Below are 16523 nucleotides of genomic sequence, written 5' to 3' on the forward strand. Positions count from 1 at the left end.
GAATGGGATAAGTTTTTGGCTAAGCAGTATCGAGTCCTGATGTGAAGGGGCAGGGAATGGCTTCTGAGGAAGAGCTGTTCGCGTCCGTCGACGCTCTGTTGGAGGAGGAGCCGCATCTGCCGCCTCCGGCGGAGCGTGCCCGGCTGCGTGAGGCCGCAGGCATTACACAGGCCCGCCTCGCCACCGCGTTGAAGACGACGACCCAGTCGGTGAAGAACTGGGAGAACGGCCGCTCGGAGCCGAAGTCGCCGCGTCTGGATGCCTACCAGCGGCTACTGGACGGCTGGACAGCGAAGTACCCCGCCCAGGCAGGTCCCGCCGTCGCGTCCGTTCCGTCTCCCGCGCCCCGCCCGGAGCCGGTCCCGGAGACGTCCTCCAACCTGGCCGCGACCCAGGCACCCGCCGCCGTGGAGGCTCCCGCAGTCCAGGCCGGCCAGGCCGCTCCGGAGCCCGAGCGCCCCGCCAACCTGTCTGCTGCATCGACGTCACGCCGACCGGCGCCGAAGCGTGCCGCGCCTGCGGCCGACGCGCGGTTCCCGCACGGCCCGCTCGCCGTGCTGGACGCAGACGGGTCCGCGTACGGCGTCGACGGCATCGTGCTCGACTGCCCGGCGACCACCATCCCGCAGCTAGTGGAGTGGACCCTCAAGGAGTCCGGCCTCGGTGCCGCGAAGCTCAACCGCCATGGCAAAGACAGCGATCCGCTGATCGTCCTCACCGCGGCGGCCGCCGTGAAGCTCGGGCTGCCGGAACGCCTGGAGGGCCACGAGCAGCGCCGCTCCCTGCGCCTGCCCGAGGACCACTCGGTCGTCAAGCAGGTGGTAAAGGCGAAGTGGCAGCTCACGCAGCGCGGGTTCGGCCCGTGGGCGCGGATCTACCGCAAGGCGCAGGGGCGTGAGCGGCAGTGCGTGCAGCTCGCGATCCTGTCCTGGGACGCCCTCGATGAGCGGTCCTGGCCCGGCGTCGCGGACATGGAGGCGGCCGACATCGCCCGCGTCCTGGGTGTGTACGCCCAGCGGGTCATCACCCCGCGCGGCTCCACCGCCGTCTCGGGCCTGGAGCTGATGACGGCGCTGCGCCCGCCGACGAAGGCCGTGCAGGACCCGGCAACCGGGAACTGGGTGTCCGGCTACAACGCCGGATCGCTGGGGTCGGAGCCGATGGACCCGGCGCCACCGGAGGCCACCCCGGAACACCCCGTGGTCGTGAACAGCGGCTGGACCGGCGGGTTCCTCAACGAAGAGGCCTACCAGTGGGTGCGCTCGGTGGACCTGCTCAGCGATGAGGAGTGCACACTGCCCTTCGCCATCGGCCTGGACCTCAACACCGCCTTCCTCGCCGCCGCCGCACGCCTGGTCGTCGGCCTCTCCGCCCCCGACCACTTCCACACCCCGGCGTTCAACCCGAAGATCCCCGGCTCCTGGCTGATCGACCTGTCCCACATCGAGCTGGACCCGCGCCTGCCCTCGCCGTTCACGCCGGACGGCAGCCGTCCGACGGGACCTGCCTGGTACCAGACGCACACCATCGCCTACGCCCAGGAGCTCGGCTTCAACGTCGCTCCGATCGAGGGGTACCTGCGGCGGGAGACCGGCGCGTACCTGGACCCGTGGCACGACCGGCTGAAGACCGCCTACGTCGACACCCTCGCCGACCTCGGTGTCACCCGGGACCTGGACGACCGCCAGTTCCTCGCGGCGATGGAGCAGCACAAGCAGGTCGATCCGGCGATGGCCGCCGTCCTCGGTGCCATCAAGGCGACCGTGAAGGGCGGCGTCGGCAAGCTCCGCGAGCGCCCCCAGGGCAAGCAGTACAAGGACGGCGACCCGTGGCCGGCCATGCAGCGCCCGACCTGGCGCCCCGACATCCGCGCCGCCGTCATCAGCAAGGCCCGGGTCAACATGCACCGCAAGCTGCGCAACATGGTCACGATGACGGGTCTGTACCCGCTCGCGGTGCTGTCCGACTGCGTCGTCTACCCGTCCCCGGGGGAGAGCCCGCTGGACTTCCTGCCGTACGCGGCGTCCGGCAAGCCGCAGCCCGGCGGGTTCCGCCTCGGGCCCACGCCGGGCCTGGCGAAGCTGGAGGGCGTGCAGTCGATGCTGTGGGCGGTCGACCTGATGGAGAAGGGCCTCAACCCGGCCCGCCACATCAAGGGCGGCGACGCCGTCCTGGACGAAGGGGAGTAGGGCTGTGGGCGAGATCGACGACGCGATCGAGCGGGCCGACCGGGAGGCCTTCACCCGCGAGCCTCCGAAGACGCTGAAGGGTCAGATCGGCTACCTGCTCAAGCAGATGGGCAGCGCGAAGGCCGTCGCACAGGAACTCGGCGTCACCGCCGACTCCGTCAACCGCTACCGGCGCGGCGCCCGCAAACACGCCCGCGCCGACGTCGCCACGAAAATCGACGACGCAGTACGGCAACGGTGGCAGCCACAGGTGCGCAAACGCCGCCAGAAACAGGCTGCGACCTCCGGCGGCATCACCGTGGAGACGAGGGCCCGCTTCGGCTACAGCGCACCCGTCGGCACAACCGACGACGGACGCTTCCGCCGACTGACCGTGCACCTTCCACCGGCTTACGCACAGCGCCTGTTCGACGCTCGCACGGCGGGCGCCAGCGACCAGCAGATGCGTGGAATCATCGCCGAAGGATTCAAAGAGATCTACTTTCAAGACGGCGGAGGGCGCGCCACAGGACTCTCCGACATCACCCTCAACGACATCGACTACCTCGACCTCGACTACTGACCCGACACCGGCCGGCGGGCCCGGCACCTGCTTGTTGAGCCGAAGCACGATAGGTGTCACAAGCGACGGGATGGGTGGGGACGCTGTTGCTGGATGCGGGTGCTTTTCGGGTGGCGCCCCTGCAGGGTGAGATGACGTTGTCGTTCCTGGGGCGGATCGCGGACAGGTACGGCCTGACGGTGCGGAGTCTGCTGTCGTCGGTTACCGAAGTGGCTGGCCAGCAGGGCATCGTCCGGGCTCTGCAGGGCGACAGTGAGGTGTTCTTGAACGCCGCGGCCCGGGACCGGGTCGCGGCGCTGTGTCGTGTGCCGCAGGTGGGCTTACGCCATGCGTTGCCGGCCTGGACGCGGGAGGAGCCGCTGGGCCCCTCGAAGGAGCGGCCGGCGGCGCGGCTCTACAACGGGGTGGAGACGGTTGCTGCCTGGGGTCCGGCGTGCCCGGGCTGTGTGGCCGCGCGGACCGGTCGCGTTGCACCAGCCCGGGTGTACCTGGCGGCGCACCAGCGAGTCTGCCCACGCCACCGGTGCTGGCTGATGAACGTGCCTGGCAGCGGGGGCCGTGTCGTGGGGTTGGCCGGATGCCCGGAGGTGGTCCAGGCGCAGGCGGATCACCGCAGGCTGCTGCGCCGCTCCCCCGTCGCTGGTTCGGCGTTCGAGGTTGCGGAAGCGGTCACAGCCTGGTGGTGGGCGCAGGAGTGGCCCGAGGAACGTCTGTGGCCGATGCGGCTGGATGCGGCCATGCCCGCGGGCGAGGATCCGCAGCGGTGGCGGATCCTGGCGCGGGATCTGGTCACCTACCCCGAGACCGTCGCCCTCGCCACGCTTCTGGCAAGCCGGGCCTGGCGGCTCCGTGTCGCTGCTGACGGTGGTGGTCACCTCCCTTACCGGTTGGCTGATGTGCCCTGCGTGCCCGGCGAGCTGGGCCATCGCTTGCGGCGTTCGTGGCTCACCGAGCGTCTGGCCGACTGTACCCACGGAGCGCTGTTTGCCTGGACGTACCAGTGCATCCGTACCGAGGGCGGCAGTGGAGACGACGAACAGCGCCTGTGGCAGGTCCCCTTGGCGCTCCGGCCCCGGCCTCTCGCCGACGTTCTCGCGGGCTACCAGCGTCGGCAGACCGCGGGCACAGAGGGTCTGCCGGCTCAGAAACGGCTGCGGGGTCACAGCGTGCACGCCGAGGGCGCCTTCGCCGCCGGCCTGGCCCACGCGCGCACCTACGCCGCCCAGCACGGCCACCTCGCCACCCAACGCGACACCCGAGTCGGTTCCTTCGCCCTGGGGAAATGGGTGCACAACCAGCAGGCCCACGCCTTGGTCCTGCCTGAAGAAAAGGCCGCCGCCCTCAAGGAGGTGGATCCGTGGTGGAACATCCCCTGGTCGGTGAAGTGGCAGCGCTCCTACTACCGCGCCCGCGACCACGTCAGACACCACGGCCCCCTCAACGCCGCCGACGGCTTCCCCGACACCCACATGCTGACCGGGGAATGGCTGTACCTGCAGTGCACCGACTACAGCTCACTCCACCCCGAACAACGCCGTCTGCTGACCGACATCGGCCTCACGGCCCAGGCCGCCGGCAGCGCACGCCCGCGCCGAACGAGCAGGACAGCAGGCATCGATAAGGCTGTTGACTGTGCGCGCGCCTTCGCCGCCGAACACGGATGCCTGGCCCTGGCCACCAAGAACATCTCGTACCAAGGGTTTTTGCTCGGGAAGTGGCTCACTGCCCAGCGTTGCCTCACCCGCCGCCAGGACGAACCCGGCGCGCACCTCCAGGTGCTCGACGCGATCGACGTGTGGTGGAACCCCCCGTGGCCCCTGGCGTGGCAGCGAACCTGGCACCTAATCCGCGCTCATGCCCGAGACCGGCACCAAAGGGCTACAGAAGGGAGCTGGCCGGACGGCAGTGACGGCTGGGCCACATGGCTGTCCGTACAGTGCACCAGCTACAAGCAGTTGCATCCGCAGCAGCAGCATCTGCTGGCGGAGATCGGCATCACCGCCGAGACCGCCGCCGCTTGCCCCCACGAGATCATCGGCCAGCTCTGCGGTACGGGCCCCGGGCTGGCCCACGCGCGCACGTACGCCGCCGCACACGGCCACCTCGCCACGCACCTGAAAGCTTGTCCTGAGGGGTTTCCGCTGGGCCGGTGGCTGAGCGAACAGCGCCACCAGGCGCGGGAGCACCATCGCAGTACAAGCGGGACATGGCCGGTCAGCACGCTCCTCGCAGCGCTCGACCCCTGGTGGAACCCGACCTGGTCCTTGGAGTGGCAACGCCATTGGAGCCGCGTACGCGAGCGGTCAGAGCCCGCAGCCGGCGGCGGCGGTAGCGGCATTGCGGACCTTGAGAAGGAGCTGGCCGACTGGCTGAGGCGGCAGTGCACCGGCTACGGCACACTCCACCCCGAGCAGCACCGCCTGCTGACCAAGATCGGTATCACCGCCGAGACAGCCCGAGCCGCCCAACCACCGGCTCCCCGCGCCGCGCCCGATCTTCTGGACACCGCGCTCGCAGAAGCTCGCGCCTACGCGGCCGAATACGGCCATATCGCCGCGCCCGTCAGCATCGTCCTCGACGGGTTCCCGCTGGGGAAGTGGCTGGCCTGGCAACGACTACGCGCCCGTCAGGGTCGCCTCTCCCCCACCCGGGCCGAAGCCCTGACCATGATCGATCCGTGGTGGAATCCGCCCTGGCCCCTGCGATGGCAGCAGGCCTACCACCGCCTCCGCACGGCAGCCACGGGTGCCGCCGGCATACCGGCCAGGAACCTCTCACGAGGCCTTTGCCGCTGGATCCGTGTCCAGCAGGAGTCCTGGGAGCATCTCCACCCCGGCCAGCAGGACCTCCTGACCGCCCTCGGCATCACACCCGACGCTGTCGTAGGCGAACGACCCGCCCCGGCCACACGCTCCTACCCCGCCAGCCCCGGACTCGACCACGCACGCGCCTACGCCGCCCAGCACGGCCACCTCACCCCGGACAAGCACACCCGACAAGACGGCTTCCCCCTCGGCAGATGGCTGGGCCAGCAACGCCGCAAAGCCCGCGCCGGCGTCCTCTCCACCACCACCATTGAGGCGCTCACCGCCCTGGACCCGTGGTGGAACCCACCCTGGCCCTACACCTGGCACCGCACCTGGCAGCAATACCGCGCCACGACCAGCGGGAACGAACCCCTCCCCGACACACTCCAACGGTGGGCCAACGCCCAACGCAGTCAATGGAGCACCCTCCACCCCGACCAACAACAACTCCTCATCACGGCCAGCTTCACTGAGGGCTGGAGCAGTTCGCACATGAAACCCTGAGCTCAGCGCCTCTGCGCCGCCCCGAACCACCGTCAAGCACACGACCTCGCCCACGAAAGCTCCCGAACGGGCCCTGGAAGGCGGCGCGATGGGCGATACTGGTGGGCAGGTCTGGCGTGCCCGCAACAGGGTGCACGCGGCCAGCGAACAGAGAAGGGTGGTGCGGCAGAGGTCAGATGAATCGGCTCAGGGGCTTTGTGAACATTCTTTTTGTTAGCTCACAGCTGTAGCCCACCCTGCCCAAAAAGCCGAAGAAAACCTCCCCCGCAAAAACCACCTAGCAAACCCTCTGAATCACGCCCCAGGGAAAAGAAAGTCCCATCCTGGGGCGCTGAAAAGCCTGCCGTAAAACATCACCGGGCCGCCTCACGGCGGCGCCGGCCGTCGGCATGCCCTCACTCTCTGGCACACACGTGCCGCCTCTTTCCGTCCCAGTCGGCCCAGGCCGACTCGTTCAGGCATGAGGCGGCCCTGCCGTCGCGTGCTGGAAGGGCATCCACGCGATGAACTCGTCCTCCCTCTCACCCGTCGCCGGCCTCCTGGCCGGCCTTCCTGCCGTCCTTGCAGGCGCTCTGGGCGGCGCGCCATGGTGGGCCGTGGGAGCGATCGTCATCGCGGCATACCTCGCCATCCCCCTCACCAGCCTGATCCTCGACCACAACCGCCAACGCAAAGGAAACATCGTCGACGAAAAATTCGCAGCCGCCCTCGATGAAATCACCGACCCCGAAAAAAGAATCCAAGCAATCATCAACTACCGTCAGGCCACAGCCCCCGCCTCCGTCCCCCAGCCGCCACCCGATCCACCACCGGGCGGGCTACCGTCCGGGACCCCACTCACTGGCTCAGACAGTGCCAGCCAGTCACCGGCGTCCGCATAGACAGGGGGGCGGGAGGGCTTTCGCCCCCCTGTCTATGCAGCACTGGCGTGTATCGCTTCAGGACCTCAGTGCTCGATGCGCAGTGCGTGTCTTCCGCTGGAGCCTTCAGCCATCGCGGGTCGACGGTAAGGAGGCATCGATCGAGGTCGAGGTGGACGATGCCGGCGTCTTGTTCACGTAGCTGTCGCCAGGCGGTGTAGCCGGTGAAGATGGCGTGCTCCCAGCCGGCCCCGTGCAAGTCCTATACGTCGTCGAAGCTGGGCTGGCTCCATGGCTGGTCAGGGGGTGGACCTTGGGCACCGAGAAGCTGCGTGATCTTCTCGGCCTCGTCACTTGAGAGATCGGAGAGCAGGCGTGCCGTGGTGCCGAGGAGGGCGTCCAGCGGTACCTGGGTACGTGCGCCGCGGGCGCTGGCGATTCCGGTGCCGAACAGGCACTGGAGAGTCTCGCCGGAGGGGATGCGGGCATCGGCTTCGATGACTCCCTCGGCCTGTCCCAGCGCGTCGCTGATGCCGTCGAGTTGGGCGTCGTGGGAGATGTCGTCTCCGGGGCCGCCGTATCCGACGTGGCGGTCCGTGACGACCATGCGAAGAGAGGTCAGCGGGATGCTGAAGCGGTCGGCCCTGTTCCTCACTTCGTCGAGGCGGGGCAGGTCGTGCTCCTGCCCGGGCGGGAGCTGGCGCCGGGACTGGGCAACGAGCACATGGAAACGCGGGGTCTGCAGGATCAGCTGGCCGGCCTTCACCGCCCAGCGCCACGGGCTGATGTCCGCGTCTGCCGCGCCGGGCACGATCATGCAGACGCGGCTGGTCCAGAGCTGGATCGCCTCACGCATCAGGTGCTGAAGGTTGCCGGTGCCGGCGGCCGGGGTGCGCAGCAGGATAGGGAGGCTGATCATGCGGACGACCCGGTTCCAGAACGCGGAGTCGGTGATGTCCTCGGATTCCAGGAGGTACATCAGGGCCGTCTCGTCGAGATGGCCGACGCCTCGCTGGGGTGCGGGGAAGCTGGCGAGCGTGGATCCGCCGCCCTGCCAGAGCGCGGCGAGGAAGGCTGACATCCGGTCGGCGACGTCGGTGGTCATCCGCGCGGTGAGGGCGTCGACGGCGTCGCGGGTGGGAACGCGTTCTCCCGCACGGGCGGCCTCGGCTCCCTGAACGACCGTGTCCAGGAACTCCTCGGTCGCCGCTTTGTCGAGGGTGCCGCGGCCGCCTTCAAGAACGGAGCGGGACACCAGACGGGGAATGCCAGGAGAGTCGTCGGCCGGCTGGAGCGCGCCGAGCGCGGAAGCGTCGAGGAGCAGCGCGGTGCTGCTGCCGGGCAGCGGGGGAAGATCTCCCTGCTGCCGTACGGTGGGCAGTTGGCCAAGCGCCAGGAGCACCGGCCGGTCCGCACGGGGAAGGCGCTGCAGGTCGTCCTCCAGCTCGCGCTGGTCGGATGTGGTGCGCAGATAGATGAACCGGCGCGGTGTGCGGGGCCTGCCGGGCCATTCCAAGACCATGTCGGGGACATGGGTGTGGTTGAAGAACTCGGTCTTGGTGACGGTTGCACCGGGGTCCATACGGCGCAGGTGCCGGGCGACTACGTCTTTGACCTGGGTGAACATCAACCGGTCGTCGGGCTCGTCCATGGCCTGGGAGATCGACTGCTCGACGATGTTCACCACGAGCCCTCTCTGCGGGTGAGTTCGGCGGCGACGATGGCTGCCCAGTCCTTGAGCGGCAGGAGAGTTTCCTGCTTGTCCGAGAGCACGATCAGCCACAGACGGGCGGCGACCGACCGGACGAGTTCAGCGTCCAGAAGTTTTCGGGCTTCCTCGGGGTCGCTGGTGCCGAAAACACGGCTGCTGTGCTGAAGGACCGCGGTCTCCACCTGGTCAGGTGAGTTGAGGGTGGACCAGGAGTTCGCCCGGAACGGTGCCCAGGTGATCCACATGAAGTGATCGCTGAGGTGGTGCTGGGCCTGGGCAGCCACGTAGCACTTGGCGAGAAACTCGTCGAACTGGGTTCCCTGGTCGCTGGGTTGCGCGTAGTTCTTGACCTCCGCGCAGAACATGTCGTTCTGGTAGGGGTCACCGCGCATGGCACCCCCCAGATCGAAGGAGAACGTCCGGCCTCCGTACGGCCAGGACAGAGTCAGCCGACGGCCACAGGACTCCGAGTCCGTGTTCGCGTACGCGCCGAAGATGCGCATCGTGCCCTCGAGCCACTGCTTGGCTCTGCGGGCCCCCGAGAAGCCCTTCACCTGAGCATCTTCGCCAACCACCACAGGCGTAGCTTAGTGCGATCGGATCATCACGATGCGCTCGAACGGGCCAATCCCCCACCACAGCAACGTCCGCAGGCTCCAGGAAAAGAGACACCCGCGGCATGGGCAAGCAAGCAGACAACAGGCCCAGGCCGGACGGCTACTGCGAAAGCGCCCGCCGGAGACGGCGAACACGAGACCGTGGTGGAGTGACCCAACATCCCGGCCTGCTGCGGACCGCTCCCCTGCAGGGGGAGACGACCTCGTCGCTGATCTGCCGCATCGCAAGCCGCTACGGGATGGAAGCGAAAGTGTTGCGGTCGTACTGGCAGTGGCGCAACTACCCGCCGGGGCACGACGGCGGGGGCGCGCGGGCCGACGCCGAAGTGCTGCTGAACACGCCCGGACGGCAGCTCCTGGCAGGCCTGTGCGGCGTCGAGGAAGACGTCCTGGCGCGGGCATTGCCGTCCTGGGGACAGGAAGACGCCAAGCTGTCGGCCGGAAAGAACGGGATGCCGGCGGCGGCGTGGCGGACCGGCGGCGCGGTCGCCGGGCCGGTCGCCTTCGGCTGCCGCCTGTGCACCGCCGGGCGCACGGGGACGGCCGTGCGGGTGGTGCGGTACGCGCCTCGCTGGGAGCGGGTGTGTGTCCAGCACGGGCGGTGGCTCCTGGACGCGGACGCCGGCCAGCCCCTTGAGCATCTGGACGTACGGGGTGTGCCGGAAGTGGCCGCGGCCCAGCGGCGGTGGACGGGTGTAGCGCGGCGGGCAGCACGGGCCGGAGCAGAGCCGGAGAGGGTGTTCGCGCTGGCGCACGCGGTCGTGGCCCGGTGGTGGGAGCAGGCCCTGCACTGGGAGCACGAGGCGGTCTGGCCGCAGCGGCTGCACCAGGTCGCGGGCGGCAACGCCGGGACGGAGCTGGAGCGGTGGCGGATCGCGGGCCGGGACGCGGTCGTCTTCCCCGAGGTGGTGACCGTCGCCGACGCACTGCTGGACCCGGCCATGGCCGAGCTGGCCTGGCGCGCAAGCGGGGGGACACGGCCTCGGGCGCGGGGCGGGGACGACCCGTTCTGCCGCCGGCTGGGCGAGCGGGTCGGGCGGGGGTGGCTGGGGCCGCTGACTGCCACCGACTACGGCGGACCGCTGACCTCGTGGATGGGCGCTGTCATCCGCCTGCGCCGAGGGTCCGGCGGGCCGCCCGGTTACGACAACGATCCGTGGTGGCTGCGTCAGGAGCACCAGCCGGCGACGATGGCCGGGCAGTTGCGGGTGCTGGGCAAGGAGAAGAAGGCGCCCGGCTCGGGCAGGATGTGGCGGGCCGTGGTGCCTCCCGAGCAGCGGGCGCTGATCACCAGTGCCGTGCAGAGCGCCGAGGAGCAGTTGCAACAGTTGCGCAGGGTGCAGACCGGGCCGGCCGCCGACGTCGCCCGCCAGCTCCTGCGCAGCCTGCGTCACAGCGCCGACCTGATCGACAATGCCTGGAAGCGGACCGCCCTGGCCGCGGTGAACGCCGGGATGCCCGTGGAAGAGGTCGCCCAGTGGGCGGAAATGTCTCCCGACAGCTTGATGACCCTGCTGACGGCGGGCCAGGAAGACGGCGGCTGAGCATCGTGTTCGGAGCGGGCACGTTGGCTGTTGGCCGATAACAGCACTCGTCGGTGGCAGAAATACTGAAAACGCAGGCACACGCGGCCGGGCAGGAGTTGGCTGGCGCGAGTGATCAACGCAGCAGAAACCCGGCCCGGGGGCCGGCCAGGGCGGGCCGCACCGTGCGGAAGCGGCTTCGAGGCGGTGTTCCTCGACCCTCTCGGGCAGATGGTCCAGCAGCGATGGGCGGACGCGGCCCTGGCAGTGGCGTTCGAGGACCTGTCGCCGGTGTCCGCGTTTCCGGTGATCCCGGGGCGGCGGTGGGGACCGGGCCTGTGGTGGTCGGCCACGACCGGACGGCACGTGGCGGCCGGGTCGAACGCGATGCGCCTGCAGCTGATGGTCCTGGACCGCGCCCCGGAGGTGACCGCCCTGGCGGGCCGGCCTGTGCGGCTGCTGTGGCACAACCACCGCGGACAGGTCCGCTCCTGGGTTCCGCAGCTGTTCGCCCGCTACACCGATGGCACCGCACTGCTCGCCGACTGCCCCAGCCACCCCGACGCCGGCGGCGAACGCGCCCTGAACGCCGCGGAGGCCGTAGCGGAAGCCTGCGCGCACCTCGGCTGGACCTACCGACGCCTCGCCCCGCTCGACGACATCCTCGCCGCCAATCTGAAATGGCTGGCCGGGTACCGCCACCCCCGCAACGCCGGCCGCCCCGGCCTCATGCCCGCCGTCCTCGACGCATTCGCCCAGCCCCGGCCCCTGCTCCAAGGCGCGGAAGCGGCCGGCGACCCGATCGAGATTCTCCCTGCCCTCTTCCATGCCCTGTGGCACAGACAACTGACAACCGACCTGGACCGCCCCCTCCACGAGCAGGTCCTGGTCGGCCCGGCCCAGAGCCGAAACCGCCTGGACAGAACAGGAGGCCGCAGGTGAGCGCCCGTCGCAACGCCCGGCCGGCACTCAGGGTCGGGGCTCACGTCCGCTTCCGCGGCGTGAAGTGGCAAGTGGTCGCCCTCGCCGGGCAGGACATCCACCTCATCGGCCCGGACGGCGGCGGTCAAGTGGTGCTCGCCGGGCACCTGTTCGCCGACCCCGGCTTCACCGTCATCGGGGCCGACGTGCCCCAGGCGGCCCCGCAGTGGGGGCTGTTCGAGACCGCCCCCGCCGCGGCACGCGAGAAGGCACTGGCCTGGCAGCGGCACGTCAGAGAAGTCGAGTGCGGCCTTACCGGCGGGCCCGGCAGTGACGGGACGGTGCGTCCGCAGTACGACCCCGAGCAGCACACGCTGGCCCAGCGCGAGCAGGCCAAGGCCCAGGAGCTGACCGCGCTCGGCTTCGGCCGCGTCTCACGCACCACGGTCCAGCGCATGCGGCTCGCCTACCGCAAACAAGGCCTGTGGGGGCTCCTGGACCACCGCAGCACCCGCGCCCCCAGTCCCACCGGGCGGGCCGACGAACGCGTCGTCACCGCCGTCCGCGAGGCACTGCGCCGCCGGCGCGGCCGCTCCAAGGGCACCATCAACGGCCTGTTCCCGCTGATCAACCACATCCTGGAAGACCGGCACGGGCCAGGCACGGTGCCCGCACCGTCCCAGGCCACGCTGTACCGTCTCGTCACTTCTCTCGCCCGCCCCGGCGAACTGCCCACCGGGCCCGTCCGGCAGACCCCCGCCAGCTTCGACGGGCGAGCCTTCACCCCCACCACAGCTTTGCGGCCCGGCGAGCAGGTCCAGGTCGACACCACCCGCCTGGATGTCCTCGCCCTCTTCGACGACGGCCGCCTCGCACGGCCCGAACTCACCATCGCCATCGACGTCGCCACCCGCGCCATCCTCGCCGCCGTCCTGTGCCCCAGCGCGACCAAAGCCGTCGATGCGGCCCTGCTGCTGGCGGAGATGGCCGTCCCGCACCCCGCCCGCCCCACCTGGCCCGACATCCTGCGCATGGACCACGCCCCCGCACTCCCCCACCAGCGGCTGGCCACGCTGGACGAACGCCTGGCCGGCGCCGCGGCCCGGCCCGTCGTCCTGCCGGAGACGATCGTCGTCGACCGCGGCCGCGTCTTCGTCTCCCGCGCGTTCACCGCCGCCTGCGAAACCCTCGGCATCAGCGTCCAGCCCGCTCCGCCCCACGCTCCCACCGCCAAAGGCATCGTGGAGCGCGCCTTCGGCACCATCAACGCGCTGTTCTGCCAGCACCTGCCCGGCTACACCGGATCCGACGTCACCCGCCGCGGCCCCGACACCGAACAAGACGCCTGCTACAGCGTCCCCCACCTGCAGGACCTCCTCGACGAATGGCTCGTGCACTACCACCACCGCCCTCACGAAGGCCTGCGCCACCCGATGATGCCCCGCAAGGCCCTCACCCCCAACCAGATGTGGGCCGCCCTCGTTGCCGTCGCCGGACACGTGCCCGTCCCGCTGACCGGCCACGACTACCTCGAACTGCTGCCCGTGCGCTGGCAGGCCATCACCGCCTCCGGCATCCGCATCCACCACCGCACCTACGACGCGGACCTCCTCGCCCCCTACCGCGGCCAGCCCTCCCCCATCACGGCGCGCGGCGGGAAATGGGAGATCCACCACAACCCTCACGACGTCCGCCAGATCTGGGTCCGCCTGCCCGACGGCGAACTGACCGAGATCCCGTGGATCCACCGCGACCACGTCCACCAGCCGTTCAACGACCACACCTGGCAGCACATCAGAACTCTCGCCCTGCACGACAACCACAGCGATGCAGAGCAGTACGAAGCCGACCTCGCCGACGCCCTCGACCAGCTCATGCGCCGCGTCCACAGCGGCCACGCCACCAAAACCGAACTAGCCCTGCTGGCCCGCACCACTGCCATCCCCCTCCCCGCAGCCCGCCACCCAGAACACGACACCGGCCAGAGCGCCGACGACCCAGCGCAGCGGGACGAGGACGACAGCATCGACGACCTCGACGACGACGACACCCTCGCCGCAGCCACCGGATTCGGGCTCTACAACCCACACGAGGAAGCCGACAAGTGGTAACCACCCCCAGCCCGCGCACCGACCACGCCACCCGTGCCGGCGTCACCAGCCCGAACGCCGCCCAGGCCCACAACGCCGCCACCGGCGCAGACGGCGGTGCGGCCGAGCCGTCCTGGCCCCTGACCACCTGGCAGGGCTGGCACCAATTCGTCACCACCGAACCTGTCACCCCGCCCCAGCCCGGCCAGCCACCCCGCAGCCCGGAGGAACGCCTCGCCTACCACTCCGCGTTCGTCACCATCCGCACCCCCGCCATCAGCCAACTCGCCACCCAGGTCCGCACCCTGATGATCCTCGGCCGCCACCAACAGGCCACCGCACGGCCCTCGCTGATCGTCACCGGACCCGCCGCAGCCGGCAAAACGACCGCCCTCCTGAACGTCGGCCGCACCTGCCACCTCGCCCACACCCGCAAAAACCCCGCACAGCCCGGATCAGCACACGCCGCGGTACCCGTCGCGTACGTCCTCGTCCCGCCCGGCGCCACCGCGAAAACCCTCATCACCGAATTCGCCCGCTACCTCGGCATCCCCACCACCACCCGCATGACCCAGACCCAGATCACCGACGCCGTCTGCCACACCTACACCGCCGCGGATGTCCAACTCGTCCTCATCGACGAAATCCACCGCCTCAACCCCCGCACCACCACCGGCGCACAAGCAGCCGACCTCCTCAAAGACCTCACCGAACGCCTCCGGGCCACCTTCGTCTACGCCGGCATCGACGTCACCGACACACCCCTCTTCTCCGGCACCCGCGGCGCCCAACTCGCCGGACGCGCCACCCTCATCACCTGCGGCCCCCTCCCCGCCCGCCACGGAACACGCGAACCCTTCCGCGACGTCATCACCGACATCGAAAACAACCTCGACCTCCACCACCACAAACCCGGCACCCTCCCCCGCCACGCCCCCTACCTCCACCAACGCACCGCCGGCCGCATCGGATCCCTCACCCGACTCATCCGCCAAGCAGCCATCACCGCCATCTGCGACGGCACCGAACACATCACCAAGCAATCACTCGACGCCATCCGCCTCGACCACCTCGCCGAAACCCACCACCGCCCCCGCACACGAGGCCGCTAACCCCACCACCCCACCAGCACAAACAGCCCTGACCAGCACAAACACCAGCCGAGCCCTTTCACGCCAGAGCTACCTACGACAAACCAAGACAGGATCAACACACAACACACAACCCCAGCTCACACACCCCGGCCTCCCCACCGAAGCCGTCCACCCCGCCTCTCAACGAACCAACAACACACCAGGCCAGCCGCTGCCTCATACACCAACAAACCCCCCTCCGAGCGTCACCGCACTGGCGGCGCGGCACGATCGTCGCTCGGGCAACGAGCCGACCAGGCAAGGGCAGGAGCGGATCAACCGCGTCCGTAATCTGTGAAGATCACTGCCCGCGAAGACGCTTGAAAGCGCTCCTCCTTGGCCCCGACGCCGTGTCCCTGCGCTGCAACCTCCGTACCGCCTGGGGGCGCCGCGGCCTTCTTCGGTTCACTCATCGCGCACCTCCTCCCGTGGCTCCAAGCCCCTTCCCGGCAGCGGGGATCCGTAGGAAGCACAGCTCAACTGTTCAGCCCGGCGGGCGGGCTGGAGACGGAGAACGTGCCGGTTCCGGTGGAGTAGCGGTGGCAGTCACGGCCGTACTGTCCGGTGTCCCGGACGCCCAGGCAGGGCCGAAGAGGAACCACCGCTCTTGCGCCCCATGCCAGGCGCCTGCCGAAGGAGCGCGGCCCCGAGAGGGGTCAGAGTGTGTAGGACCGTCGGGCCGATCTGCCGGCTGGTCGTCAGCCCGGCGTCGCGGAGCACCGAGGCGTGCCGGCTGGCGGCGGACAGCGAGACCCCCACTACCTGGGCGAGTTCTCCCGTGGTCAGCCCGCCCGAAATGCACCGCAGGACCCGCGCGCGCGTGCACCCGAGCAGCGCGCCCAGCGGCCTGTCTTCCGCGGGCAGTGCTTCCTCGGGCACCGTCGGGTGATTGAGCGGGTACGAGAGCACAGGCGGCAGGTCGGCGTCGGCCAGGGCGACGGGCGTTCCCCACGAGAAGTACGTCGGCACGATCCTCATCCCGCGTCCGCGCAGATGGAGATCGCGGTCCGTCCGGTAGTCCACTTCGAGGACCGGCGGGTGCCAGCGGAATCGAGGCCCCAGGCTCGACAGGAGCCCCTCGACGCCCCTGGTCAACAGCGCGCGGGCGAGGAGGGCGCGGTGCGCGACGATCCCGCTGGCCACGCGTTCCGTGAACGGCGCGACGGCCACCTCGTGGTACCGGCGGATCAGCTCGGTGAACTCCCGGCGCTCGGCCCCCTGATCCAGCCGCAGCGCCCAGGACGGCACCGGAGAGAAACGGTCCAAGAGCCGTAACTCGGCGCGCACGTCCCGCCCGGGCATACGGAGGATGCCGTCGAGGGCCGCGGTGATCCCGCCCTCGGACTCCGGCGGCGTCAGGAAGTCGGGCAGGTACGGCCCGAGGGCGTACAGCGGGAACAGCACCTTGCGCACGGGCCGGGCCAGTCCGGCCGCGTTCAGGTCGGCTCGGATCGTCCGGTGCCAGGCCGCGAACTGCCAACGGCCGCATCGGGACTGCAGTCGGTGGAGTGTCGAGAGCACTTCCCACATCGGGTCGGGCTCCGCGGCGACGCGGATGCGGGCGAGGTCGACCTCGGTGAAGTGAATACGGAGCACGCGACTCCCC

The 16523-nt window shown here is 69.9% G+C and carries 12 protein-coding genes and 1 pseudogene; 8 read left to right on the plus strand and 5 right to left on the minus strand.

What is annotated here, in order from left to right; translation table 11 throughout:
- The first annotated feature begins 56 nt into the window (after nucleotides 1–56).
- From tap to OG407_RS00055, 4 genes and pseudogenes are all read left to right on the plus strand, one after another.
- Nucleotides 57–2189: a telomere-associated protein Tap gene (tap, locus tag OG407_RS00040; RefSeq protein WP_405853766.1), complete on the plus strand. Its 2133-nt coding sequence runs from the start codon at nucleotides 57–59 to the stop codon at nucleotides 2187–2189.
- 4 nt (nucleotides 2190–2193) lie between these two features.
- The gene (tpg, locus tag OG407_RS00045) at nucleotides 2194–2751 is read left to right on the plus strand and encodes a telomere-protecting terminal protein Tpg (protein WP_405853768.1); all 558 of its coding nucleotides are present in this window, start codon (nucleotides 2194–2196) and stop codon (nucleotides 2749–2751) included.
- A 110-nt stretch (nucleotides 2752–2861) separates the two neighbouring features.
- A pseudogene (locus OG407_RS00050) lies at nucleotides 2862–3272 on the plus strand (TniQ family protein); the annotation flags it as partial.
- 12 nt (nucleotides 3273–3284) lie between these two features.
- Nucleotides 3285–6062, plus strand: a complete 2778-nt coding sequence (locus OG407_RS00055; RefSeq protein WP_405868203.1) for a helicase associated domain-containing protein — start codon at nucleotides 3285–3287, stop codon at nucleotides 6060–6062.
- A 521-nt stretch (nucleotides 6063–6583) separates the two neighbouring features.
- On the opposite strand, the gene OG407_RS00060 is transcribed toward OG407_RS00055, so the two are convergent.
- The 4 genes from OG407_RS00060 to OG407_RS00075 form a co-directional block, all read right to left on the minus strand.
- Complete coding sequence (locus tag OG407_RS00060; protein WP_405853769.1) at nucleotides 6584–6805, minus strand: hypothetical protein; 222 nt, start codon at nucleotides 6803–6805, stop codon at nucleotides 6584–6586.
- A 94-nt stretch (nucleotides 6806–6899) separates the two neighbouring features.
- A complete protein-coding gene (locus OG407_RS00065; RefSeq protein WP_405853771.1) occupies nucleotides 6900–7181 on the minus strand; it encodes a hypothetical protein in 282 nt (93 codons plus the stop codon).
- 3 nt (nucleotides 7182–7184) lie between these two features.
- Nucleotides 7185–8609, minus strand: coding sequence for a hypothetical protein (locus OG407_RS00070; RefSeq protein WP_405853773.1), 1425 nt, complete (start codon nucleotides 8607–8609; stop codon nucleotides 7185–7187).
- Nucleotides 8603–9211 (minus strand): hypothetical protein, encoded by a 609-nt coding sequence (locus tag OG407_RS00075; protein WP_219094016.1) that lies wholly within the window; start codon nucleotides 9209–9211, stop codon nucleotides 8603–8605. Before OG407_RS00075 ends, OG407_RS00070 begins: the two co-directional genes overlap by 7 nt.
- A gap of 188 nt (nucleotides 9212–9399) precedes the next feature.
- Here OG407_RS00075 and OG407_RS00080 point away from each other — a divergent pair, with 188 nt between their 5' ends.
- From OG407_RS00080 to OG407_RS00095, 4 genes are all read left to right on the plus strand, one after another.
- Nucleotides 9400–10794, plus strand: a complete 1395-nt coding sequence (locus OG407_RS00080; protein WP_405853775.1) for a DNA-binding protein — start codon at nucleotides 9400–9402, stop codon at nucleotides 10792–10794.
- Nucleotides 10795–11004: 210 nt separating this feature from the next.
- Complete coding sequence (locus tag OG407_RS00085; protein WP_405853777.1) at nucleotides 11005–11715, plus strand: TnsA-like heteromeric transposase endonuclease subunit; 711 nt, start codon at nucleotides 11005–11007, stop codon at nucleotides 11713–11715.
- Nucleotides 11712–13805: a Mu transposase C-terminal domain-containing protein gene (locus tag OG407_RS00090; RefSeq protein ID WP_405853779.1), complete on the plus strand. Its 2094-nt coding sequence runs from the start codon at nucleotides 11712–11714 to the stop codon at nucleotides 13803–13805. Before OG407_RS00085 ends, OG407_RS00090 begins: the two co-directional genes overlap by 4 nt.
- A gap of 119 nt (nucleotides 13806–13924) precedes the next feature.
- Nucleotides 13925–14896: a TniB family NTP-binding protein gene (locus OG407_RS00095; RefSeq protein WP_405868205.1), complete on the plus strand. Its 972-nt coding sequence runs from the start codon at nucleotides 13925–13927 to the stop codon at nucleotides 14894–14896.
- Nucleotides 14897–15463: 567 nt separating this feature from the next.
- Here the strand turns inward: OG407_RS00095 and OG407_RS00100 are convergent.
- The gene (locus tag OG407_RS00100; RefSeq protein WP_405853781.1) at nucleotides 15464–16513 is read right to left on the minus strand and encodes an ArsR/SmtB family transcription factor; all 1050 of its coding nucleotides are present in this window, start codon (nucleotides 16511–16513) and stop codon (nucleotides 15464–15466) included.
- Nucleotides 16514–16523 lie beyond the last annotated feature (10 nt).

The organism is Streptomyces sp. NBC_01515 (assembly GCF_045040345.1).
Lineage (GTDB): Bacteria > Actinomycetota > Actinomycetes > Streptomycetales > Streptomycetaceae > Streptomyces.

Excerpts from the sequence above, each read along its gene's own strand:
- tap (WP_405853766.1), top strand. The coding sequence starts at position 57 with ATGGCTTCTGAGGAAGAGCTGTTCGCGTCCGTCGACGCTCTGTTGGAG.
- OG407_RS00055 (WP_405868203.1), top strand. The coding sequence starts at position 3,285 with ATGAACGTGCCTGGCAGCGGGGGCCGTGTCGTGGGGTTGGCCGGATGC.
- OG407_RS00085 (WP_405853777.1), top strand. The coding sequence starts at position 11,005 with ATGGTCCAGCAGCGATGGGCGGACGCGGCCCTGGCAGTGGCGTTCGAG.